This is a genomic window from Streptomyces sp. NBC_00102 (assembly GCF_026343115.1).
Classification (GTDB): Bacteria; Actinomycetota; Actinomycetes; order Streptomycetales; family Streptomycetaceae; genus Streptomyces.
In genome coordinates, this window is the sequence record NZ_JAPEMC010000002.1 from 666,665 (window position 1) to 689,566 (window position 22,902).

Genomic DNA, 22,902 nt, shown 5'->3' on the forward strand with positions numbered 1-22,902 from the left:
CACCCCGGCCGTCCCACACAGGAGCGCCATGAGCACCCCCGGCATCATGTCCGACCCCGACTCCACCACCGTCTGCCGGATCACCGTCGACGGACCCGGGCGCAGCGCCGACCTCGGCGTCCCGTTCACCGTCACGGTCGGCGCCCTGCTGCCCGTCCTGGTCGACCGGCTCCGCGCGGACGACGACCCCGACGGTGCCGGATACGTGCTGCAACGGCTGGGCGGCGAGCCGCTCGACCCGGCCGCCACGGCCGGGTCGCTCGGTCTGCGCGACGGCGAGACCCTGTCCCTGCGCCGCGCCGACGACGTCCTCCCGCCGATGTTCTTCGACGACCTGGCGGACGGTGTGGCGGCGGTCGTCGGCGCACGGCCCGACCGCTGGCGGCCCGAGCTGACGCGGCGTCTGTTCGTCGGACTCGGCTGTCTGACCCTGGCCGTGCTCGCCGCGTCCATGCTCTTTGCCGGCTCGGGCCGGGAGGCCGGCGTCGGGTGCGGCGTGATCGCCGTGCTCCTGCTGGCGGGCTGCGCGGTCGTCAGCCGGTCCCCGGCGGCCGACCCCGCGACCGTCCTGGTCACCGGAGTGGCCGGCTGGATCTTCGCCGCCCTCGCCGGATGCGCGACCCGGGGAGACGGGCGGGTGCTGTCCGTGCCCGGCCGGCACGAACTGCTGCTCGGCGGGGCCTGCGCCGTCGCCGCGTCCCTCGTCCTGTTCTTCGCCGGACGGGTGCCGGTCAAGGTCTTCGGAGCCCTGCTCGTCGCCGCGCTCGGCGCCGAGATCGGCTCCTGCCTCTCGATCAGCCTCGACTGGGACGCCACCACCTCCGCCACGGTCGTCGCGGTCACGATGTTCGTGCTCAGCGCGATCGCCCCGCGCGTCGCCCTCCGCCTGGCCGGACTGCGCGTACCCCAACTGCCGCGCAACGCCGACGAACTGCAGGAGGACGTCGAGCCGCGCTCCCGGCAGGACGTCGAGCGGCGGGTCGCCGCCGCCGACACCTGCCTCACCCTCTTCACCGTCGGAGCCTCGGTGGTCTACGCGGTGGACCTGGTTCTGCTGACCCGCCGCGACACCTGGTTCGAGTGGCTGCTCGCCCTCGCCCTGGCCGGCGCCGTGGCCCTGCGGTCCCGGGGCGTCACCGAGACCGGACAGCGGGTGGCGCTCGCCCTGGCCGGCACCCTGGGGCTGACCCTGGCCGTGATCCGGCTCCTCGACGACGGCGGCACCGCGGCGCGTGCGAGCCTCGGGGCCATCCTGCTGGCCGCCGCCGCGCTGCTGCTCCTGGCTGCCCAACGGCTGCCCTCCGTACGCCTGTTGCCGATCTGGGGCCACACCGCCGACATCCTGGAGATGGTCACCGCGATCGCCCTGGTGCCCCTGCTGCTGCAACACCTCCACGTCTACTGGTCCTTCCGGTCCCTGGCCGGCTGAGAGGAACTCGTGCAAAGCCGCCGCGACCATGTCCACGCGTACCAGTTCGCCACCGGCCGGCTGGCCGCCGCCCTGGTGACCGGAGAGCCGGCGACCGGCGAGCCACCGGCCCGGCGCAGCGTCGTCGGTACGGTCATCGGGATGGTCCTCGCCCTGCTCGCCTGCGCCGGGTTCGCCGTCTACGGGCTGATCAAACCGGGCGGGAACACCGCCTGGGCCCAGCCGAACGCCATCGTCGTGGAGAAGGAGACCGGCACCCGCTTCCTCTACCTGGACGGCGTCCTGCACCCGGTGGCGAACTACGCCTCCGCGCTGCTCGGCGCGTCCGGCTCCCGGGCCGGCACCGGCGTACGGACCGTCTCCCGCAACTCCCTGGGCGATACGCCGCGCGGGAACGAGGTCGGGATCCCCGGGGCGCCGGACTCCGTACCCGCCGGCCCGGCACTGCTCACGGGCGCATGGTCCCGGTGCCTGACCCCCGGCCGGTCGGGCGGCGAGGCACTCGACTTCGCCCCCTCCGACGCCACCGCCCCCACCCGCGCCGCGACCGGCCGCCGCATCCTGCTGAGCGACGGGGACGGCACCTCGTACCTGCTCTGGAACGGAACCCGGTACGCGCTCGGCGGCCGTTCCGCGATGGTGGCGATGGAGCTCGACGGCCAGGACCCGCTCACCGTCCCGGACTCCTGGCTTCCGGCCCTGCCCTCGGGCCCCGTTCTCGACGCCGCCCCGGTCCCGGACCGCGGCGAGCCGGGCCCCGGCATCGGCGGCCGGGCCACCACGGTCGGCCAGGTCTTCACCACCGGCGCCGACGGCACCGGCCCCGCCCAGTACTACGTCCTGCGCGGCGATGGACTGGCCCCGATGAACCGCACCGAATACCAGCTGATGGCCACCGGATCCGGTCAGGGCTCGCCCCGCCGGGTGAGCCGCGCCGACGTCGCCGCCGCCCCCGGCTCCCCGGACCGCACCCTGCTGCACCGGCTGCCCGACTTCCTCTCCGGCCCCGTCGCCCGGCCCGGCGAGGGCACCGTCTGCCTGCGCCAACTGGCCGCGGGAGAAACGGTGCACACCACGGTGACCTGGGAGCGGACACTCCCCGCCGGGGCGGGACCGGTCCATGTACCGGTCGGAGCCGGGCTGCTGGTGCAGGATCTCGCCGCCTCGACCCGGACCGCCACGCCCCAGACCTACCTCGTGACCGACCTGGGCCTGAAGTACCCGACGACGGACACGGCCACCCTGTCGGCCCTCGGGTACGGCACCGGCCAGGCACGCCCCGTCCCCGGAGCTGTACTCGACCTGCTGCCCACCGGTCCCACGCTCTCCCGCGCGGCCGCCCTCACCGCCGTGACCACGCGCTCGGCGCCCGCCGCTTCCCCTTCACCCGCCGCCTCGAAGGGCCCCTGAGATGGCGCTCGGTCCCAAGAACCGGCGGGCCGGGGAGGCGCCTGATCTGGACAGCCACCGGACCGGCCACGTCCTGCTGGTACACGCCCGGGGCGCCCTGGACGAGCAGGCACTCGCCTTCGCCGCCGGACTGCCCGAAGACCCCGACCACCACCTCGTGGTCCTGGACCTCCCGGCCGGCTTCACCGACGCCGGCCGGCCGCGCCTCGCCCGCCTCCTCGGCCGGCGCGACGGCGGCTACCGGCTCGTCTTCGGCCGCCGCCCGACCGGCGGTGTGCTGCCCCTCGGGCAGTGGCTGGCCGACCGGCTCGACCGCACGGTGCTGGTCGCCGACGGCGCGGTGACCCCGGCGGCCGGAGGCGTCCTCTACGTCCCCGCCGACAGCGGCTCCGGCTGGGTACGGCTCCGCCCGAACCGGCCCGGCCGACCGGAGTCCCGCCGCTTCCCCAAACCCGTCTGGGAGTTCTCCGTCGCCGACCAGCCCTGGCACACCAGCGACCACGCGGTGGCCGACCCGCTGCCGAGCGGGGTGTGGCTGCACCCGGTGGAACCGGAGACCGGGATCCCCGCCCACCGCGCCCGGCTCGAAGCCCGACTGGCATGCGGGCGCGAACTGCTCACCGTGGTCCTGGGCTGCCCCGGAACACCGGCGCTGGGGCTCGACGACGTCTCCCGCTTCTGGGCGTCGGTACTGCCCGGCGCCCGCCCCCAGGTGCGGTTCTTCCCGTACGGGCCGCTTGCCGCGCCGGGGAAGAGCACGTCCGGCCAGGCACTGGCCGACCGCCTCGACTCCCCGGTGGTGCTCTACAACGGCATGCCGGTCGGGCGCGCCCTCTGGGAGACCCCGCAGGTCCACACCGTCGACACGGACGGCACACTCGGCTTCGCCGCCTTCGCGAAGGAACTGCGCTACCTCCCGGCACGGATGACCGGAGGACAGCCGGCCGCACCCGCAGTGCTGAGCCACCGCCCGGTGGTGGACGGCATCCCGCAGATCGCCCCCGGCGTCTACCGCTACGCCCCCGACGCGGTCCTGGAGGTGATACCCGGCGGGTTGTGGATGCGTCCCCCCGAGGAGCCGGACGAGGCCCCCGTCGTCCGCTCGGCCCCCGCCGACCCCCGGCACTTCCACCTCGTCCACGGCACCGTGGCACGGGCCGGTGCACGCATGCGGGAACTCGCGGAGAACCTGCTCGACCGGATGGACCCGGTGACCCGGGGGCTCGCCCGACTGATGCCGGCGAACCGGATGGTCCAGGAGAGCAGCCCGCCCCGGCCGCCCACGGCCCTCACCGCCGCCCCGCCGCCGGAGATCCGAGCGCGGCTGCTCGCTCCGTCGGCGCCCCCGGTCGCCTCCGAGCCGCCGGTGACGCCGGATTCCCCGGTCGTCGTGGAGTCGCCGGTGACGTCGGAGTCCTACAGCGCGGCGGAGTTGTACGCGGCCGCCGCGCCGGGCCCCCGGACACGCGTGTTCGTCCCTGCCCCGGCGGCTCCGCCGGAGGGAGCCGCGCCCGCCCCGTCCGTGACCGGGGTCCCGGCCACGACAGGTCCCGCCGCCCCTGCCACGCGGGCCGCAGCCCTTGCGCCCGGGACCACGGCCGCCCTTGTGCCGGGGGCCGCCGCCCCTCCGACCGGGACCGCCACCGCCCCTCCGGCCGGGCTCCTCCCCGCTCCCGCTCCCGTACCGGCGCCGCGGGCAGCAGCGCCCGGCGCGCTGTGGGAGACGACGGCAGCCGCTGCCGAGGGAGCCCCGGCGCCGGAGACGCATGCTCCGGACGCCTTCCCCCCGACCGCCACGGCGGCCGAGCCGGTCGTTCGCACCGCAGCCCCGAACCCTCTTGACCCCTCCGCCCCCTTGGACCCTCCGGACGTCGCGCATGCCCCGGACACCCCGGCGCCGCCGGCCGGCGGTCCGCCTCCTGCCCCGTTCCTGCCGTCGTTGAGGCTGGTCTCCGCTCCCGGCGGCGCACCGGCCCCCGTACCGGCGAGCCCGCCCGAGGCCGCCGCCGAACGCGCCGTCCCACACCCCGGCCCCCAGCCGCCCCCTCCCGCACCGGAGCCGGAAAGCACACCGCCGTCCCGCGCCCCCGCCCCCGCCGGTCGCGCGGCGGCGGACCCGGCCGGTCGGCCGCGTCCGCAACCGGTGCCGACGCCGGCCGCCTGCGCGCTGCCGCCGGCCAAGGGCATCGCCCGGGAACGCGAGTGGCTGCGCGGAGCCTTCCGGCAGCAGTACGACGACATCGGCGGAGCGGTCGCCCGGGTCCTGTCCCAGTCGCCCGGCCTGCGGGGCACCGACCGGACCTCCACCGAGGACGTCCTCACCGACCTGGTGGCGGCCCGGCTCTACCTGCGCGGCGACGGGGCCCTGCTCGACGACGCCGTCCGAGGCGCCACCGTGGGACCGCACGTGCCCTTGGCCCGCTGCGTCACTTCGGGCCTGCGCCGACTGCCCTCCTACCGGGGCGCCACCCTGATGCGCGCCGCCCTGAGCGAGACCGAGTGGGCCTGGTACGCGCGACGCCGGCTGGTCACCGAATGGGGCTTCGGCTGGGCCCTGACCTCTGCCGCCCCCGGACTGCCGGGCGACACCGACGTGCTGGTCTGGTCGACGACCGCGCGCCGCACCGCGCTGCTCGACCCGGAACCCGCGGACCGGGTGCTCTTCCTCCCCGGCACCAGTTTCAAAGTCCTGTCCACCCGGGACGGAGAGCGCCGCACCGTACTGCTGCGGGAGCTCTCCGCCTCCGAGGTCGACGCCGAGGGCAGGGTCGACATCGGACGGACACCCCTGGACGAGATCGCTCTGTCCGGACTCGGCCTGGCCGACCGGACCTGGCGGGCCACCGAACCGGAAGCCGTGCCGGCACTGCCCGACGCGGTCCGGGGCAGGTTCGGGGTCCCCCCGGGGCTGATCGTCGGCTCCGGCCCCGCCGCCCCGAACACACTCCCGGAAAGAGGATGACGACATGAGCCGGCAGATCCTGCTGGTCTCCCAGGACGGGACCGCCCCCTACCGCACGATCGGCGCGGCCCTGGCCGCGGCCACCGACGGCGCGCTGATCACCATCGCGGCGGGCACCTACCAGGAGTCCCTCGTCGTGAACCGGGTCGTCACCCTCGCCGCCGGAGCCGCCGGCGTGCGGATCGACGGAGGCGGCGCCGGCGCCGTGGTCATCGACGCCGAAGCAGCCCGGCTGTCCGGCCTCGTCCTGGAAGGCGGCAGCGAGCAGACCCCGGTCGTGGAGGTGCGCCGCGGCGAGGCCGCCCTGGAGGAGTGCACGGTCTCCGGCAACGCGTGGGCGGGGATCCTCGTCTGGCACCAGGGCACCCTCATCGCCCGTTCCTGCCGGGTCACGGGCCCCGGCGGGGCCGGGATCGTGGTCACCTCGACCGGCGCCAACGTCATCGAGGGCACCATGGTCGGTCGGACGCTCTCGTCCGCGATCGTGGTCGCCGAACGCGGCCGGCTGACGGTCCGTGACTGCCGGATCGACGAGGCCGGAGGCAACGGCGTCTGCGTCAACGGCCAGGCCCACGGCATCGTCGAGGGCACCCGTATCACCGGCAGCGGCCAGCCGGCCGTGGTGGCCGAACAGAACGGCCGCCTCGAACTCACCAGGGTCACCGTCTCCGGCAGCGCCGGTCTCGACGCCTATCTGACGAGCGGCGCCGAAACCACCCTGACCGACTGCTCCTTCACCGGTTCCGGCGGCGAGTCCGTGCTCGTCGCGGGAGGCGCGGCGCCCACCCTGCGCGGCTGCTCCCTGTCCGGCGCCGCCCGCGACGGGCTGCGGATCACCGAGAAGTCGAGCCCGCTCCTGGAGGACTGCGAGATATCCGGGACGCCGGTCGGCGTGCTGGTGGACGCGGCCGGCCGGCCGGTGCTGCGCGGTCTGACGGTACGCGGAACGGATCGCGGTCTGCTGGCCGTCGACGGGGCCGTCGTCCAGGGCGAGCGGCTGACGGTGGCCGCGGGCTCCGCCGGCATCCTCGCCAAGGGCGGGGCGGAGATCCACCTGCGCGATTCGGAGGTGTCGACGGAAGGCCGGGGCGCCGCCGTCGAGCTGGCCGAGGGCGCCACCGGCCGCCTCCACGAAGTACGGGTGCGTGCCGCGGACGGCCCCGGCCTCGCGCTCACCGGGGCATCGGCCGTCGCCGAGTCCTGCGTGGTGGTGGACTCCGGGATGTCCGTCGGCGCCGACGCGCACCTCGAACTGAAGGACACCGAGGCCGGCGGATCGGACACGGACGGCATCCGGGTGGCCGGCGGAGGCACCCTCACCGCCGTGGGCTGCCGGATGCACGGGGCCCGCGGGCACGGGGTGCACCTCCAGTCGACCTCCCGCGCCGAGCTGGACCACTGTGTGGTGTTCGACAACGCGGGGGACGGCATCCGCGTCAACACCGAGGAACCGGTACGCGTCCAGAGCTGCGAGATCCGGGACAACGGGGGGCAGGCGCTGCACCGGATGCGGTCCGACGCGCGGCTCACCGTCGTCGGCCTGACCGGTACGGAGGACCTCGCCGGCCCCGGCCCCGGGGACGCGGACGACACCGGGGAGCTCCCCGCGCGGGCACCGGGGAAGCGGGAGCAGGACGGCTCCGGGGCGCAGTCGCGCGCCCGGCACACCGGCACGGGGCCGCTGGCCGAGATGGACGCGCTGGTCGGGCTGGAGAGCGTCAAACAGGAGGTCACCGGGCTCATCAACCTGAACAAGATGACCCGCCGCCGCGAGGAGATGGGCCTGCCCATGCCTCCGATGAGCCGCCACCTGGTGTTCGCCGGGCCGCCCGGCACCGGCAAGACGACCGTCGCCCGGCTGTACGGTGCGGTCCTCGCGGAGCTCGGCATCCTCAGCAAGGGCCACATCGTGGAGGTCTCGCGCGCCGACCTGGTCGCGCAGATCATCGGCGGCACCGCCATCAAGACCACCGAGGTCGTCAACCGGGCGCTCGGCGGCGTGCTGTTCATCGACGAGGCGTACACCCTGACCAACCAGTCCCGGGGCACCGGCCCGGACTTCGGGCAGGAGGCCGTCGAGACCCTGATGAAACTGATGGAGGACCACCGGGACGAGATCGTCGTCATCGTCGCGGGCTACTCCGCGCAGATGGACCAGTTCCTGGCCTCCAACCCGGGCATGGCGTCCCGCTTCTCCCGGACGGTGGAGTTCCCCAACTACACGGTGGACGAACTGGTCACCATCGTCCGCGGGTTGTGCGGCAAGCACTACTACGAGCTGACGGACGACGCACTGGCGGCGGTGGCCGGCTATTTCGAACGCACCCCGAAGGGACCGACCTTCGGCAACGGCCGGGTCGCCCGCCAGCTCTTCGAGACGATGATCAGCAAGCAGGCCTCGCGTCTGGCCGTGTCTCCGCCGGGCAGGGACTCCGAGCTGAGCCGGCTCACCGGTGCGGACGTGGAGACCGTGCCCGAACCGGACCCGCCGGCCCGGGCGGAGGCCGCCGCGGAGTCCGCCGGACAGGCCCCGGCGGACGGACGGGCCCCGGCGGACTCCGCGCCGACGAGCACCGCACCGATGAGCACCGCGCTCGCGAGGATCTCCGTGCTGATCGGGCTCGACGAGGTGCGCCGGGCGCTGGAGCCCGGCCTCTCCGCGCTGGCCACCGCGCACCGGGCCGGCACGGTGACGGCCGGGGCGGCCAACCTGGTCCTCGCGGGAGCCGAGGGCAGCGGACGCGACGCCGTCGCGGTGCTCTACGCGAAGGCCCTCGCCGAACTCGGCGTCCTCCCCGCCGGTGCCGTGCACCGGGCCCAGCTCTCCGCCATGCCCGCCCGCTGGCCCGGCCAGGCGCAGGCGTACGTCGCGGGGCTCTTCGACGAGGCGGCCGGCGGACTGCTGCTGCTGGAGATCGACCAGCACTACGTCGAGCGGCCGGCCGAGGAGCGCACCGCCCTCGTCACGGCGCTCGCCGCCCGTATCCCGGACCGCTCCGGCACGGCCGTCGCGCTGTCCGCCGATCCCGAACTGCTCGGCGGCCTGCTGACCGGGCCGGAAGGGCGCCGGCTCGCGGCCTGTTTCGCGGGACGGCTGGATTTCGCGCCGTATACGGCCGAGGAGCTGGCGCGGCTGGCGGTGCGGCGGCTGACGGCTCTCGGCTTCGACGTGGCGGACGGGGTCGAGGGCGTCCTGGCGGAGCGGTTCTCCCGAACTCCGCCCGCGGGCGGGGCGTTCGGTGCCCACGTGAGCGCCGAACAGGTGGCCGACGCCGCCGTGTCCCGGACGATCGGACCCTCGGACGTCCCCGGTACGCCGGAGAGCCTGCCGCCGCCCTCGGAGACGGAAGGGGCGGACAGGGCGGAAGGGGCGGACGGGGTGGACGGGGTGGACGGGGCGGTCGCGGTGGCTGTGGCGTAACCGGGCGTTCGCCTCCGGGTCACAGGGGCAGGGGGTGTGTCACACCGGGCAGGGCGGGGCGGTTGAGCTGTCACCGCCTCAAAGGTGCGGGCAGGATAACCACCACGGAGTGAAAGCTCCATCAATCACACCAAATCGTGCGGAGGTTCCGTAATGGCCACAGGTTCCGGACTTGAGGCTTTCGACAGCGAGGGCATGCAGAAGTCGGGCCAGGTTCACCTGTCGACTCTGGAGAGCCACCGCGCGTCGTCCGACAGGATGCAGGCCCTGACGGCGGAGGCGGAGGCCGGCTGGACGGGAGAGGCCGGCGCCAACTTCGCCAACGCGATGACCGCCTGGCTCGCGAACTACAAGATCGTGGGCAGCGTGCTCGACCAGATGCACGAACGCATCGTGGCGAACCACTCGGCCCTGGCGAGCACGCACGAGACGACCACCCAGGCCACCGCGCGCGTCGGTGCGACCATGGCGGAGCCCATCGGGCTCACCGGCTTCTGAAGCGCGTCCCGAGCGTCCCACCCGTCCGGTGGCGTCCGGCGCGTAACCCCGCCGCGCCGTCGGGGTCGCCCCGCTCCCTTCCGGTACCGGGGCGGCCCTCCGCCCTGTGATCGCACGCACCCGACGCCACCGGACCCGCCCTCGGGGCGGGCGGCGCCTCTTCCGGAACGCGCTTCGGGTGCAGGCCGCACCTCACCACGCACTCACTCGAAAGTGGAGGAAAAGCATGTCGACTTACATGATCAACTGGGCTGCCGTCAACGAGGTGCTCGACCAGCTGACGACCGTCCAGGCGGAGATCGAGACCCTGAACGAGCAGTTCGCCTCGGGCAACACCGCCGCCCTCGCCGGCTGGGACAGCACCGTCAAGGAGCTGTTCGACGCGAACAAGGCCCAGTGGAACCAGGCCACCGCCAACATGGGGGCGCTGGCCCAGCAGGCCCAGAGCGCGGCCGCCTCCTGCCGTGACGACTACGTCTCCGCCGTCCAGTACGGCACCCAGCTCTGGAGCAAGTGACCATGCCGCCCGAACCGGACGCGGCGGATCCCCAGGCGTGGGACCCGACGAGCGTGCACAGCCCGGCCACCGTCTCCGGGCCGGTGACCGGCGGTACCCCGGACCCGCCGCACGTGCCCAAGAGCGGCGGGAGCTCGGGCCCGGAGGTCGTCGACACCGCGTCCCTGGACCTGTTCGCGAAGAACATCGAGCTCCTCGTACCGATGGTCGTCGCGGCGCGTGACCGTATCCAGGCGATGGCCACGGTGCAGCCGGGCGCCTTCTTCGACGCCTACCAGCTACGGACCGCGACCTCGGGGGCCAACGGTGGCGAGGGCCTGCAGGGGCGTTACTACAAGATCCTGTACGACCTGGCCGAGGGCCTCGCGGACATCGCCGACGGCGCCAAACTCATGAGCAAGAAGTACACCTCCACCGAGGATCTCAACAAGATGAAGACGAAAGAGCTCAACGAGCTCTTCTCCGACGCGTCGTCCGACTTCACGCAGCTGGCGAGCGACAGCGGGCTCACCATCAACCAGCCCGACACGACGAAGACCCCGACCACCACCCCTTAGGTGGTGTCCGGCGGGCGGTCACCACCCCTGAACAACAGCGGTATCACCGGAAGTCCGGTCGTGGACCGCACGGCCGTCGGCTCCGCCGGACACCCCGGGGGAGCCGGCGGCCGTGCGCGCTCCGCGGACCCGGCGTCCGGCACCCCAGCAACCGTCGAAGCGACGTCCCGGCGGTCGAGGCTTCGGACGAGAGCGCAGGCACATGCCCGACGACTACAACACCACCGGATTCCAGCAGGACGACAGCGGGATCTACGGCGACACCAAGAACCAGGGCTCCAGGTCCGACTACGACAGCTGGGACTGGAAGCAGATCATGGCCGCCGTCACCGGTGGCTCGAACATGACCCCCGGCGCCGGCGGGGAAGCCCGGGCGTCCTCGGTGTCCAACCCGCAGACCCTGATGACGGCGGCCAACGAGTTCCAGGCCGTGCAGGAACTCATGGAGATGGTCGGCAAGAGCCTCGCCGACCAGGCCAAGGCGCTGGCGGGAGGAAAGGGCGCGCCGTGGCAGGGCGCTGCGGCGGACGCCTTCGCGGACACCATGACGACCTTCTCCAGGGAGGTCCTCGCCAACGCGGCCGCCCTCGGCGGCGGTTCCACCGGCACCCCGGTGGGCCCGAGCCTCGTCCAGGGCGCCAACTCCCTCGCCTTCGCCCAGGCCCAGATCCACGCCATCGACACCTGGTACGCCAACGAAGCGATCAAGGTGGGCGTCGTCCCCATGGCGAACGGCCTCATCCCGGTCAGCCAGCGTCCGGACATCGTCGAGATGATGACCAACGACATGCGGTCCGTGCTGAAGTCCCTCGCGAACAACTACTCGACCGTCACGCAGTCCCTGAACAACGTGAAGCCCAAAGCCGTCACACCGCCCACCAGCGACCCCGCGAGCACGGGCGACGGCAAGAACAACGACCAGGACCTCGACCAGTACAAGGGTGGCGGCGGCCAGAACGGCATCAAGTCCCCCGACCTGAACACCGGCACCGGCGGCGGTTCGGGGGGAGGCACCGGGGGAGGCGTCAACTCTCCCGACCTCTCGACCCTCGGCGGCGGCAGTGGCGGTACGGGCGGCACCGCGAGCCCGTACACGGGCGGCACCGCCTCCCCGGACCTGGCAACCGGTTCGGGGGGCGGGATCACCGCGCCCGACCTGGCGACGCTGGGGACCGGAGACGGTACGGGCACGGGCGGCACCGCGAACCCGTACACCGGAGGCGTGGCCTCCCCGGACCTGGCCACGGGCGCGAGCGGCATCGGTTCGCCAGACCTGGGAGCGCTGGGCACCGGGGACGGCACGGGCACCGGGGGCACCGCGGACCCGTACACGGGCGGTACCGGACTGCCCGAGCTGGGTGCCGGTTCCACCGTCGACCCCTACACCGGAACGTCGATCCCCGGGGCGTCGACCCCCGGGGCGTTGAACCCCGGGGCGTTGAACCCCGGGGCGTTGGACCCCGGGGCGTTGGACCCCGCCCTGGACGGCGTACTCAATCCGCCGACCGGTACGGCGGGTACCGGCACCCCGGCAGCTTTCCCCCTCGGCGGGCTGGGCGGCATACCCTCGGCGTCCATCGGCACCCCGGGCTCCTCCGGCTCCGGCCAGAACCTGAGCGAGCTGCCGAACGCCTGGACGGGCGGTTCCACGACACCGGACCTGCCCGGAGTCACACCCGCGGGCCTCCCGGAGACGGGCACGGGAGCGGCCGGACTGCCGGACGGCCTCTCTCCCTCCGCGATGCCCACATCCGGCCTCGTCTCCGCGCCCGGCCTGTCGGCCGACGGTGTGGGTGCGTCCGGTATGCCGATGATGCCGATGTCCCCGGGTGTGGGGGCGGGTGCGGCCGGTGCGGGTTCGGGTGCGGAGCGTCCGGATGCGGCGGGTCTGCTGGGTGGTGCGGGTGTGGTGCCGTGGGCGTCGCCGGGCGGGTTGGACGATTTCGCGCCGGTGGCGGGGGTTGCCGCGGGTGGTGCGGAGTTGGGGGGCGTTCCTGCGGCGTTCGAGGGTGTTCCGGGGGCGGGTGTGCCGTTGCCCGGTTCCGAGGCGTCCGGTCTGTCGGGGGACGGTGTGGGTGCGTCCGGTATGCCGATGATGCCGATGTCCCCGGGTGTGGGGGCGGGTGCGGCCGGTGCGGGTTCGGGTGCGGAGCGTCCGGATGCGGCGGGTCTGCTGGGTGGTGCGGGTGTGGTGCCGTGGACGGAGGAAGGCGCTCCGGGGACGGCCGGCGAACTCCCCGCCGCCGGTGCGCCGTCCGGCGGCGCGGGCCTGACCGGGCCCGGTGTCGCCGCGTCCACCGCGGAGGGCGCTTCCACCGCGGCCGAAACCGGCACCCCCCTGATGCCGATGATGCCCGGCGCGCATACCGCGGGCGCGGGGACGAGGGGCAACACGGAAGGCGAACGGCCCGACAGCGCAGGCCTGTTGGGCGGCCCGGCCACCTCATGGCTGCCCCACCCCTCGGAGCACACCGGCGAGGCGGCCTCCGCGGGCGCGGCGGCCGGCGGTGCAGTCCTCAACGGGCTGACGGAGCAGGGCACCACCCCGCCCCCGGCGGCGACGGCCGACGCCGTCTCCTCGGCCGGAGCGCCCGCCCCGGCCCCGGGCGCTCCCGCGCCTTCGGCCGGCGCGGACGGTGGCCCCGAGGAATGGGGCGCGGCAGGCGGTACGCCCCTGATCCCCGGGGTTCCCCTCAGCGTCCCGGGGACGGCGGGCGGCCCCGGCACACCCTCCGCCGCGCCGGGTTCGGGACGCGGCGGCCAAGGCCGACCGGCCCCCGCCGGAGCCGCGACGGCGGAAGCCGGCGACGCCGGAGAGGAGTCCGCGGCGCCCGCCCCCCTGCCGGACGACCTCCTGGCGGTCACCCCCTTGCCGGAGGACCTCCTGACCACCGCCCCCCTGCCGGACGGCCTCCTGGCACCCGCCCCGCTGCCGGAGGACCGGATCGCCGTCGTCGCACCCGAGGGGGACACCGACGACGTCTCGGCCTGGGACGTGGCCGCCGCCGGCTTCAGCCCGCTGCTGCTCGCGCTCGCGGGCCGAGGAGCAGCGGCGGACGGCGGCGACGACGTCGGCACCTCCCGTTACACCGTCGCCGATCCGGCGGTGTGGGACGCCGAGGGGAGCGCCGTACAGCTGGCCGAGCACGCGGTCGCACCCGCCGCCCCGACGACCGGGCACGACGGTCCGGAACTCACCACGTGGCGGCCCTCCCAGAGGCCCGCCCCCGCAGCGGGGACCGTCCAATTCGCAGGAGCGGGAGAACCGCCGCGGTCCGGGGACGGCGGCGACCCGGGGGACCAGCCCACCGAATCCGACAAGGACCCCGACGGGTCCGCCGAGGACCCGGAGGAGGAGAACGAGGAGACGGGCGCCGTCCAACTGCTGCGCCAGGACGCCTCCACCTGGGGGACCCGCCCCCAGGTCATCCCGGATTCCCTCGGCTGACGAGGAGGAGCCCCGGGGCCTGGGTGGTGTCCGGACCGTCCCGGGGTCGGCCACCCGGCCCGGGGCCCCGGCGGCTCGTCCCGGGGCCGGCCACCCGTCCCGGGGCCCCGGCGGCTCGGAGGCATCGCGGGGGCAGGACCCCCGGACGGAGGGGCAGAGATCGGGCGGGAACGGTTTCCGGGCGGTGCGGCGGATGTGGAATGGCCACGCACGCGGACGACGGCCACGCGGTTCATTGCCCGGGCTCACCTCCCGGGGGCGTCACCCTCGGCGCTCGCGGGAACGGCCGGCCAGTCCGCGGATGCCGTGTTCCCACTTCTCCGACGTACAGGAGCATTTAGGTGCCCTCGCACTTCCTCAGACGTTCCCGCAGCGCGGCCGCCGTTCTCGGCCTGGCGGTCGCCCTGCCCCTGTGCGGCGCCGGATCCGCGCACGCGCACGACGCGCACTCCTGCGACCGCATCGGCGTCGAATACACCTCGGACCGTGGACAGCACTGGTTCAGCAGCGGTGTCATCGCGGGGGACGCCCCTGCGACCAGGGTCGACGTGCGCCTCAAGGGCGAGCCGGCGGCGGGATGCCAGTACGTGCTCTCGCTCGCCTCGTACAGCACCGAGGGCCCGAACTGGGCGTCCTCGGGCACCCAGAAGTTCCTCGGCCGGGACAGCGTGGTCCTCACGAAGGACCTGGCGCAGACGGTTCTGGACGTCTCCGCCTTCACTCCCGAGTGCTTCGGGCAGATCGACCTCTACAGCGGCGACCGCGCGTACGACGGCACGGACGCGCCGGTGCCGCATTACCCGGACTCGCAGATAGGTTCCCACCTCATCGCGCACTGGAACGGAGGCGCCGCCTGCGCCCCCGCACCCCCCGTCACCCCGACGCCGGACGCTTCGACGACGCTGCCCGCGGCCACCCCCACCCCCACGCCCAGCCCGACGACTCCCGTCGCCGACACCCCGTCGCCGAGCGCGACGCCCACGACCACTTCCCCGGTACCCGCCCCGAGTGGGACCCCCACCGGGAGCACCCCGGCGCCTTCCGCATCCACGACGCCTCCCGCGGCGGCCACCCCGGACGAGCCCCCCACCGACTCGACGGTCCCCGGCACTCTGGCGAGCACCGGCGGCGACAGCACCACCACCCTCGTGACGACCCTCGCGGCGACCGTCCTCGTGGCCGTGGGCGTGGGTCTGTACGCGTTCACCCGTCGCCGTCGCCAGGGACTCGTCAACTGACTCTCCCCAACTGACTCTCCCTGACGTGAAACCGTTCCGTTCCGCCGACGGCGGCCACGGAACGGACCGAGGGCCCGACGCCCGGAACCCAAGAGGGTGGCGTCGGGCCCTCGGGCCTTTCGTGGTGGCCGGTCAGCCGTGCGAGACGTCCAGCGCGTAGAACGCGACCTTGGCGCCTTCCGTGCTGCTGCCCGACGCCGACTGGTTGTAGGCCCCCGCCTTGAAGTACTGCTGGTAGGACTTGAAGGAGTCGGCGATGGGGTAATGGGTGGTGCTTCCGTCGACCGTGAGATCGATGGTGTCGCCGCCCGAGACGCCGATGGTGTAGCTCCACTTCTCGCCGACCGCCACATGCCCCACCGTGTGGGTGGTCTGGCCGCCCGAGGGGGAGTTCTCGGTGCCCAGGACGATGTCGCCGTCGGCGTGGTAGTACAGCTCCAGCAGTGGCTTGGTGGAGGAGCCCCCCTCACCGAGGTGGATCTGCCCCACGCACACGTTGGACGTCACCGACACGACGCGCAGGGTCGCGCTCATCCGGTGGGTGCCGTCGAGCGACCAGTTGGCACTGCCCCCGCCCGGGTTCATCTCCCGCAACTCCGACCGGGGCGACTTGGAGTTGGGAGTGGTGACGCCCTTCTCCGGCGACCAGAAGGTCATGGCGCCGTCGTCGGCGGTGAAGAAGTAGGCGTCCTGGTAACCGCTCCGGAGCTGCGACGCGGAGACGGTGGTCGGGGATCCGGGGGAGCCCACCGGTTCCTGGAGCTGCCAGATCGACAAGTCGATGCCGCCCCCGGTGCCGGCCTCCGGGGCGGCGTTGGTGCCGCCCTCGTCGAGTCGGTTCCCGCTGTCCGGGAGTTGAGCCGTGGCGGAGGAGGAGGCGGAGGGCGTCGGCGTGCCGCTGACCGTTCCCTGGCCGGTGACCGGCTTCGCGGCCGACTGCGCGTCGGGGCTGGTGGTGGTGACGGTTTCGAAGGTCTTCAGGAACTGGTAGTCGCTCTGCTCGGTGCCGCTGCACGAATCGGAGAGCGTCCCGGCTTCGGGGCAGGCCTCGTCACGGCCCACCGCCCAGAACGCCAGCTGCCGGATGCCCTTCTCCACGGCGAAGGCCGCCAGCCGCTCGGCGTCGTCCGTGGTGAACACCTCGCCAGGAGTGTCGTTCACCCCGATCATCGGTGTGTTGCCCTCCATCGCCCACAGTTCCTCGGACGACTTCGACGGCCAGATGCCGCCGAGTTGGCCGTGCAGTGCCGTGGCGGCGTCGATGGCGGTCTGCCCCATGTCGTCCACCGCGGACCCGTAGTCCATCGTCATGATGTTGACGAGCGACACCCGCAGGCCCGTACTCTCGGCGTCCTGCAACATGGCGACACCGTCCGCCTCCAGGCCCTGCAGGCCCGAAGGCAGTGTGAACTGGACGTCCAGCGGGTGACCCGCCGCCTCGGACTGCTTCTGCAGCGCGGCCAGTGCCTGGTTACGACGGTGGTTCGCGGCGCTGTCGGCCAGCGCGGCACCTTCGATGTCGAAGTCGAGCCGCGACAGGCCGAGCGCGTCCACGACCGTGCGGTACTGCTCCTGCAGAGCCGTCACGGATTCGCACGCCTGACCGAGCTCGGTCCCCGAGGCCCCGCCGAAGGACGCGATCACGTCCCCGCCCGCACCACGCAGCCCCTGCACGGCCGACAACCAGCCCGCGTCCGTGACCGGTGTGTTCCCGTTGAAGGTGGCCTTGCAGCCCCCGCCGTCCAGCACGAAGGCGAGCGTGGCGTGCCGCAGACCCGCCTGCCGCGCCCTGTCCAGGTCGGAGGGCGACCCCCACGTCTCCACGTACGGTGCCGCGTACCGGGAGGGCCACCCGGTCCCGCCGGACGCCGGTGCGGGGCTCGCTTCCGGTTCGCCGGACGAGGACGGGAGCGCGACGGCCTCACCGTCGTCGGTGACGAACCTCCAGGAGATGCCCTTGACGAGGCCCTTCTCCAGAGGAGCGAGCTTCTGGAACGCGGTCTGGCTGAGGTCGAGGTGGCCGGCGTCGCACGAGGGACACATGTCCTTGACCGGCACCGTGATCGTCTTGCCGTCGTAGGTCACCTCGACGTCCACGCCGTCGCAGAGCCGGTCCTCGTTGGGATTGGCGGACGTCCACCACTCGTGGGACACGGCGACGAGATCCTCGGTCGCGGCATCGACCTGACTCCCGCACGCGCCGTACCCGCTGTCGTTGTAGTACGTCATCTGCCCGGAGACGGTCCGGGTACTGATCGGGTCGTCGGCCAGCGCCAACGACACGCTTCCCAAGGTGACCGTCACCAAGGCGACAGCACCGCCCGCGATGATCCGATTCCGGATGGACACGCGATCTCCTGGTCAGTCTGATGGGGTGCGGATCGGCCTTCGGCTGAGCGCGCGGACAGCCCGGTACACCTGTTCCGGACAGCACCGAGTCCGAACGGTCCGAGAAGGCTGCCGCGTCGACCGATCATCGGAGATGCGTCCAGGTATGACAGCGGTACGCCGGACCGTCTGCCCGGCGAGCCACTCACTCCGCCTCTTCGGCCACTCGAAGGCGGCGCCACCGGGGCCGGTGCGCGGCCGGTCGGGGGCGGGCCGCGCAGGGTTCGGAGCAGGCACGTCCCAGCTCCCGGCGGACCGGCCACGCCCCTGGTTCTCAGCCCGCCAGGAACTTGCTTCGAGTGAACAGGACTTCAGGTGAAGGGAGTTGACTTACCCTGCGAGGGGCAGTCGGTCGCCGCCCCGATCCGACGCCGCTCGTCTTCGCGAGGCGGCATGAGGCCGCGAGGCGGCGCGGGCCTCGTGTGCAGACTGCCCGGTAGCGGAATACGAGGAGGGCGGAACCATGCCGACGGTTCACCTGGAGGCGCGAAGTGACCGATTCGACGAAGACGACGAGCGCTGGCAGAGCCAGGTAAGTCTCCTTCATGGAGCTCTCGACGAGGCGGAATGCCCTCTGGAGCGTCGGTTCGTGCCGGCCACGGGCACCAAGGGAGCCCTCTCCGACGTGGTGCTTCAGCTCACAAGCCCTGGAATCGTCGCAGGAGTCGTCACAGCTCTCGTCGCGTGGCTCAAGCGTGATCGGGGGCGAAGCGTACGTCTCACCTGGACCGTGGACGGCCGCCGCGGCGAGTTCGTCGCGACAGGCACCACCATCGACAGCGAAACGCTGCGCAGCGCGCTGGAGCACGGGCTGCGCGCGACACTGGGGGATGACTCCTCGGCCCCCGACGAGCCGGACGCCCTGAACGGCGCCCCGGGTGACTGAGCGGGGGAGGACGTACCGGGCTCTTTTGATCGGCAATTCCGAGTTCCCCGACGACCCGGGCGAACTGCGTTCCCTTCTGGGGCCACCGACGGATGTCCCCGCGCTTTCCGCGGCTCTCACGGACCCCGACACAGGTCTGCACCGGGCCGACGCCGTGCGAACGGTCCTGGAAGCGACCACACAGCGCGTCAAGGACGAACTCGCGGAGTTCTTCGGGAGCGCGCTCCCGCACGAACAGCTCTTCCTCTACTACAGCGGGCACGGCCTCCTCGACCTTCGGAACAGACTGCGTCTCTGCGCGAGCGACACCACGCTCGCGCGTCTACAGGCGCGTTCAGTCGAACTGGGCTACGTCAACGACCTGATCGAGGACTGCGCGGCACGGTCGATCGTCGTCGTTCTGGACTGCTGCTTCAGTGGCGCGGCCACTGCGAAGGGAACTGATCCCACCGCCCAACTCGCTGGACACGGACGTTTCGTGATGACCAGCTCCAGCCATGGAGGCGTCTCCGCCGATGCCGAGGCGGCGGGCATGGCCAGCCCGTTCACCCGGCACTTGGTCACGGGGCTGAGATCCGGCGCCCCTGGCCGAGACGGCCTCGTGACGGCCTTTGACGTCTACCGGTACGTCCACGGCCGGCTCCGGAGCTCTGGGCAGATACCCCACATGAAGACGCAGGCGGGGGTGGGAGCCATCCCGCTCGCACGACGCCGGGCCAGGCAGGCCGGGCAGGTGACGGCGGACCGTCCGGACCGCGACCGCGGCCATCGCACGGGCCCCTTCGACGTGCGCCCGATCTTCACCGATCGCGAGGGAAACCAGTCCCTGCTCGCCTCCTACACCGATTTCAGCGGTGTCCTGCATGTCCCCTTGTCTCCGTCCGGCGTTGTCCTGACCACGCATCGGGACGAGATCATGGCGGCTGCCGAGGGGGTACCCGTCACAGCCGGGCTGTACAGAAACGCAGACATCACCTGGCGCGAAGCCCACTCTCTCGTAAACGGCCGCAAGGTGGCTGATCTGCGCGCCGACAACTCCGGGGACGCCGTCTCATTCGTCCTTCCGGGCGGCGAGGGCACCGTGAAGTGGCAGAAGTTGCGGGTAAGCGCCTTCCGCCAAGCCACTTCTCAGGGGCGATGGCCCGGCACACCTCTCTTGACGAACTCCACCACCAACGAGTACCGGGCCGACAGGGGATACCGGCATCTCAAAAGGGCTACTTGGTGGTCATGGCTGTGGCTGATGGTACTCGTCGCCGTAATGGCAGCGCATAACGCCCTTTCTCGCGAGACATGGTACGGGAACGTAGGACGAGCGTTCTTCGTACTGGTCATCATTTTCTCGCTGTTGCAGGCAGTCTCTCGGCGCAGGGATGCCTGGCGATTTCTCCTTATACGCAGCGTGCTGCGCGCCCACGGTCTCTATGTCATCCAGATGGGAATGACGACAGGAACGGATGCGGAAGACGTCTCCGACGGATTCGGGGTCACCGGGGTGAAAAGGCCCTACGCCCGGCTCCGCTACGACGGCGTACCCGAGGGCGACCCCGATGCGGGAACTCCGGAAATGGACGTCGGGCTCTCGTGGGTCTCACTCAAAGTTCCCCTCCACTCCGTCCATCTTCGGGACATCGTCGAACGAAGCGACCGGTCTGGGATGCCGGCCGTCGAACGCGTCGAGGTAATCGGCAGTCCGAGACCCGGCTGCTGGGTGATAATCCGAACCAGCGACGGCATGCTCTGGCCGCGCGCCAAAGCCCACTAAGGGCTTGCAGGGAAGCAACACCTTGATTCCCTGCAAGCCCTTAGAGCCGGAGAGGGCTCGATGCTGTTCACGCTTTCCCGGGAAGAGTCGGTCGCGTCCCCGAAGCTGTCCCGCTACACGCGGTCAGCCGCCTCTCGGGCCGCGTTCCGTGTCGGCGCCGCCGAGCAGCACCGCACTCCGACGCCGCGGAACCCGAGCGCCGGTCCACGCGCAGAGCTCATGGCATGCGCCCCGGAGAAGCGATGGGGCGCCCGCACGGTAACCATGAGGGACGCCGGACCCCGGCACACCGATCAGACCGCACATCGCAAGGAGACTCCATGACCGTGTCCGACCGCTACCGCACCTCGTGGGAAGGCTTCTGGGAGCAGAGTTCCGGCGAGCAGGGCGAACCCTTCTGGGACTCGGATCCGGCCCTGACCGCACGCCGCGACCTCGAACACCTGGCCCCGTACGCCGACCCGACCCTGCCGGTCGCCGACCTCGGGTGCGGCAACGGTACCCAGACCCGATTCCTCTCGGGCCGCTTCACCGCCGCCGTCGGCGTCGACCTCTCCGCCGCGGCCGTCGCCCACGCCCGCCGGGCCGATCCGGGCGGAGCCGCGACGTACGAGCAGCTCAACCTCGCCGACCCGGCGCAGACCGGCGCGCTGCACGAGCGCCTCGGGGACACCAACGTCTACATGCGGGCGGTCCTGCACCAGAGCGACCCCGAGGACCGTCCTGCGGTAGCCGCCGCCGTCGCCCTACTGGTCGGCACGCACGGCAAGGCATTGATCCTGGAGCCGACGGGCCAGGCCAAGGCGGTCATCGCCGCCATCGCAGCCCGGCCCGGCGGCCCTTCCCCCAGACTGCGCCGCGTCATGGAGAACGACCTTCGCCCCGGCGAAGTCGCCGAGGGCGAAGTCGCCGCCCTGCTGAGGGCGGCGGGGCTCACCGTCCTCGACGAGGGCGCCACTGCCCTCGCCATGAGCGATACCGGCCCCGACGGTTCCCCGGTCGAGCTCCCCGCCCGCTGGTTCGTCGTCGGCCGCCTCTGACCTGTCCGAGCTGCCGGCTCTTCGTGGCATGCCGGCCGCTACCAGGGCCGTGCGGCGGGGCACCTTTTTTCCCGGGCCCCGCCCGTACGGCCGACGCGTCAGAGCGCCCACGCCCCGAGCATGTTCTTCATCGCGTCGGTCAACGCGATTTGCAGCAACGGGCCGTAGGTGACGCGGCCGACGCCGAGACGCCGGAAGCGCTCGAGGTCGTGCTTGACGGGATGCGCGGTGGAGTTCACCGGGATGGCCACGGCACCGGTCACGGCCATGAGCAGATCGTCGTCGTCCTGGATACGCACCGGGTAGACGCTGTCGGCGCCGGCCTGTTCCATGGCCCGCAGGCGCTCGATCGCCTCGTCGAGGACATCGGCCGGTTTCTCCGCGTGGAGGAAGAGATCGGTACGCCCGTTGACCCAGACCGGGATTCCCGCGTCGTCGGCCGCGGCACGCAGCCCGGCGATGTAGCGCGCGTGCTCGTGCGTGCCGCGCAGGCGTCCGCCGTCGGAATGGACGGTGTCCTCGAGGTTCAGACCGACGCCGCCGGCCTCGATGAGTCCGGCCATGAGGTCCGCGGGTTCTTGCCCGTACCCTGCCTCCAGGTCCACGGACACGGGGACGTCGACCGCTGCGACGATCGGCCTGACGGCGGCGAGCACCTCCTCGAAGGTCTGTCCCTCGTGGTCCTCGGCCCCACGGGACGTGGCGAGCGGATGGCTGCCGATGGTCAGAGCGGGGAACCCGGCGTCGACCGCCGTCCGCGCGGACCAGACATCCCACACGGTCGGCAGTACGAGCGGCTTGTGCTCGGCATGCAGCTGCTTCAGGCGTTGAGCGCGTTCAACGGTGGTGTGAAAGTCCATGGCCGGCACGCTACTCCCGTATCGCTCCGTCCGGTGGTCCAGCCCCGAGGAGGGGGCGTGGTGCGTCCGGCGGCCGTGCCGTCCGGGCGGCGAACCGGTGGGGAACGGAGAGCCACCGCCTGCCGTCGGGTCGTAGAAAGCGTTTCAACCGGTCTCCTGGCGTCCTGCTTCCTTGGCTCTCCCCATAAGGCCTTCCACGGCCGCCGGGAAGGACCTCCAGAGCTCCTGACCGGCTTCCTCGCTGCGGGCTCCCCGATGCTGGGAGAAGATGGAGGAAAGCCGATCCGAGGAGGAAGGCCGTGGGAAACGCCGAAAAGGGAACGAACGAAGAGCACGGTCTTTACGAGAGCACCCCTTCGCAGGCGGAGGGCGAGCGCGACGAGTCCAGCGGAAACGCCCGCTCCGGTGATGACGTCCATCCGATGGCGGCCAGGACCGAACCCTCGCAGGCCGAAGGCGAGCGTACGGGTTGACCACGCTCGG

14 protein-coding genes and 2 pseudogenes are annotated in these 22,902 nt (G+C 72.6%); 13 read left to right on the forward strand and 3 right to left on the reverse strand.

Annotated features, from left to right (window positions below):
- The first annotated feature begins 28 nt into the window (after window positions 1-28).
- From eccD to OHA55_RS30130, 9 genes are all read left to right on the forward strand, one after another.
- Window positions 29-1,429, forward strand: coding sequence for a type VII secretion integral membrane protein EccD (eccD, locus tag OHA55_RS30090; RefSeq protein WP_266712254.1), 1,401 nt, complete (start codon window positions 29-31; stop codon window positions 1,427-1,429).
- Between the two features lie 9 nt (window positions 1,430-1,438).
- Window positions 1,439-2,839 (forward strand): type VII secretion protein EccB, encoded by a 1,401-nt coding sequence (gene eccB, locus OHA55_RS30095; protein WP_266712256.1) that lies wholly within the window; start codon window positions 1,439-1,441, stop codon window positions 2,837-2,839.
- A gap of 1 nt (window position 2,840) precedes the next feature.
- A complete protein-coding gene (locus tag OHA55_RS30100; RefSeq protein WP_266712259.1) occupies window positions 2,841-5,801 on the forward strand; it encodes a hypothetical protein in 2,961 nt (986 codons plus the stop codon).
- 4 nt (window positions 5,802-5,805) lie between these two features.
- Entirely contained in the window at window positions 5,806-9,222 is a 3,417-nt protein-coding gene (locus OHA55_RS30105) for a right-handed parallel beta-helix repeat-containing protein (RefSeq protein ID WP_266712261.1), read from the forward strand.
- Between the two features lie 153 nt (window positions 9,223-9,375).
- Window positions 9,376-9,720 carry a hypothetical protein gene (locus OHA55_RS30110; protein WP_266712263.1) on the forward strand — a complete coding sequence of 115 codons (345 nt, stop codon included), beginning with the start codon at window positions 9,376-9,378 and terminating at the stop codon, window positions 9,718-9,720.
- Between the two features lie 226 nt (window positions 9,721-9,946).
- The gene (locus tag OHA55_RS30115) at window positions 9,947-10,237 is read left to right on the forward strand and encodes a hypothetical protein (RefSeq protein ID WP_266712265.1); all 291 of its coding nucleotides are present in this window, start codon (window positions 9,947-9,949) and stop codon (window positions 10,235-10,237) included.
- 2 nt (window positions 10,238-10,239) lie between these two features.
- A complete protein-coding gene (locus tag OHA55_RS30120; protein WP_266712267.1) occupies window positions 10,240-10,794 on the forward strand; it encodes a hypothetical protein in 555 nt (184 codons plus the stop codon).
- 202 nt (window positions 10,795-10,996) lie between these two features.
- Window positions 10,997-14,242, forward strand: a complete 3,246-nt coding sequence (locus OHA55_RS30125) for a WXG100 family type VII secretion target (protein ID WP_266712269.1) — start codon at window positions 10,997-10,999, stop codon at window positions 14,240-14,242.
- Window positions 14,243-14,583: 341 nt separating this feature from the next.
- Window positions 14,584-15,480, forward strand: a complete 897-nt coding sequence (locus OHA55_RS30130; RefSeq protein ID WP_266712271.1) for an LPXTG cell wall anchor domain-containing protein — start codon at window positions 14,584-14,586, stop codon at window positions 15,478-15,480.
- Window positions 15,481-15,612: 132 nt separating this feature from the next.
- On the opposite strand, the pseudogene OHA55_RS30135 reads toward OHA55_RS30130, so the two are convergent.
- Window positions 15,613-16,272: pseudogene (locus OHA55_RS30135) on the reverse strand (polysaccharide lyase family 7 protein); the annotation flags it as partial.
- Window positions 16,273-16,728: 456 nt separating this feature from the next.
- Window positions 16,729-17,829, reverse strand: a pseudogene (locus OHA55_RS30140) (cysteine/serine endopeptidase inhibitor); the annotation flags it as partial.
- Between the two features lie 502 nt (window positions 17,830-18,331).
- Here OHA55_RS30140 and OHA55_RS30145 point away from each other — a divergent pair.
- The 3 genes from OHA55_RS30145 (at window position 18,332) to OHA55_RS30155 (ending at window position 21,559) form a co-directional block, all read left to right on the forward strand.
- Entirely contained in the window at window positions 18,332-18,754 is a 423-nt protein-coding gene (locus OHA55_RS30145; protein WP_266712273.1) for a hypothetical protein, read from the forward strand.
- A gap of 25 nt (window positions 18,755-18,779) precedes the next feature.
- Window positions 18,780-20,519, forward strand: coding sequence for a caspase family protein (locus tag OHA55_RS30150; protein ID WP_266712275.1), 1,740 nt, complete (start codon window positions 18,780-18,782; stop codon window positions 20,517-20,519).
- Between the two features lie 320 nt (window positions 20,520-20,839).
- Window positions 20,840-21,559, forward strand: coding sequence for a class I SAM-dependent methyltransferase (locus OHA55_RS30155; RefSeq protein WP_266712277.1), 720 nt, complete (start codon window positions 20,840-20,842; stop codon window positions 21,557-21,559).
- Window positions 21,560-21,657: 98 nt separating this feature from the next.
- On the opposite strand, the gene OHA55_RS30160 is transcribed toward OHA55_RS30155, so the two are convergent.
- On the reverse strand, window positions 21,658-22,419 hold the full coding sequence (locus OHA55_RS30160) for an isocitrate lyase/phosphoenolpyruvate mutase family protein (protein ID WP_266712279.1): 762 nt from the start codon (window positions 22,417-22,419) through the stop codon (window positions 21,658-21,660).
- Between the two features lie 299 nt (window positions 22,420-22,718).
- Here OHA55_RS30160 and OHA55_RS30165 point away from each other — a divergent pair, with 299 nt between their 5' ends.
- A complete protein-coding gene (locus tag OHA55_RS30165) occupies window positions 22,719-22,892 on the forward strand; it encodes a hypothetical protein (RefSeq protein WP_266712281.1) in 174 nt (57 codons plus the stop codon).
- Window positions 22,893-22,902: the final 10 nt, after the last annotated feature.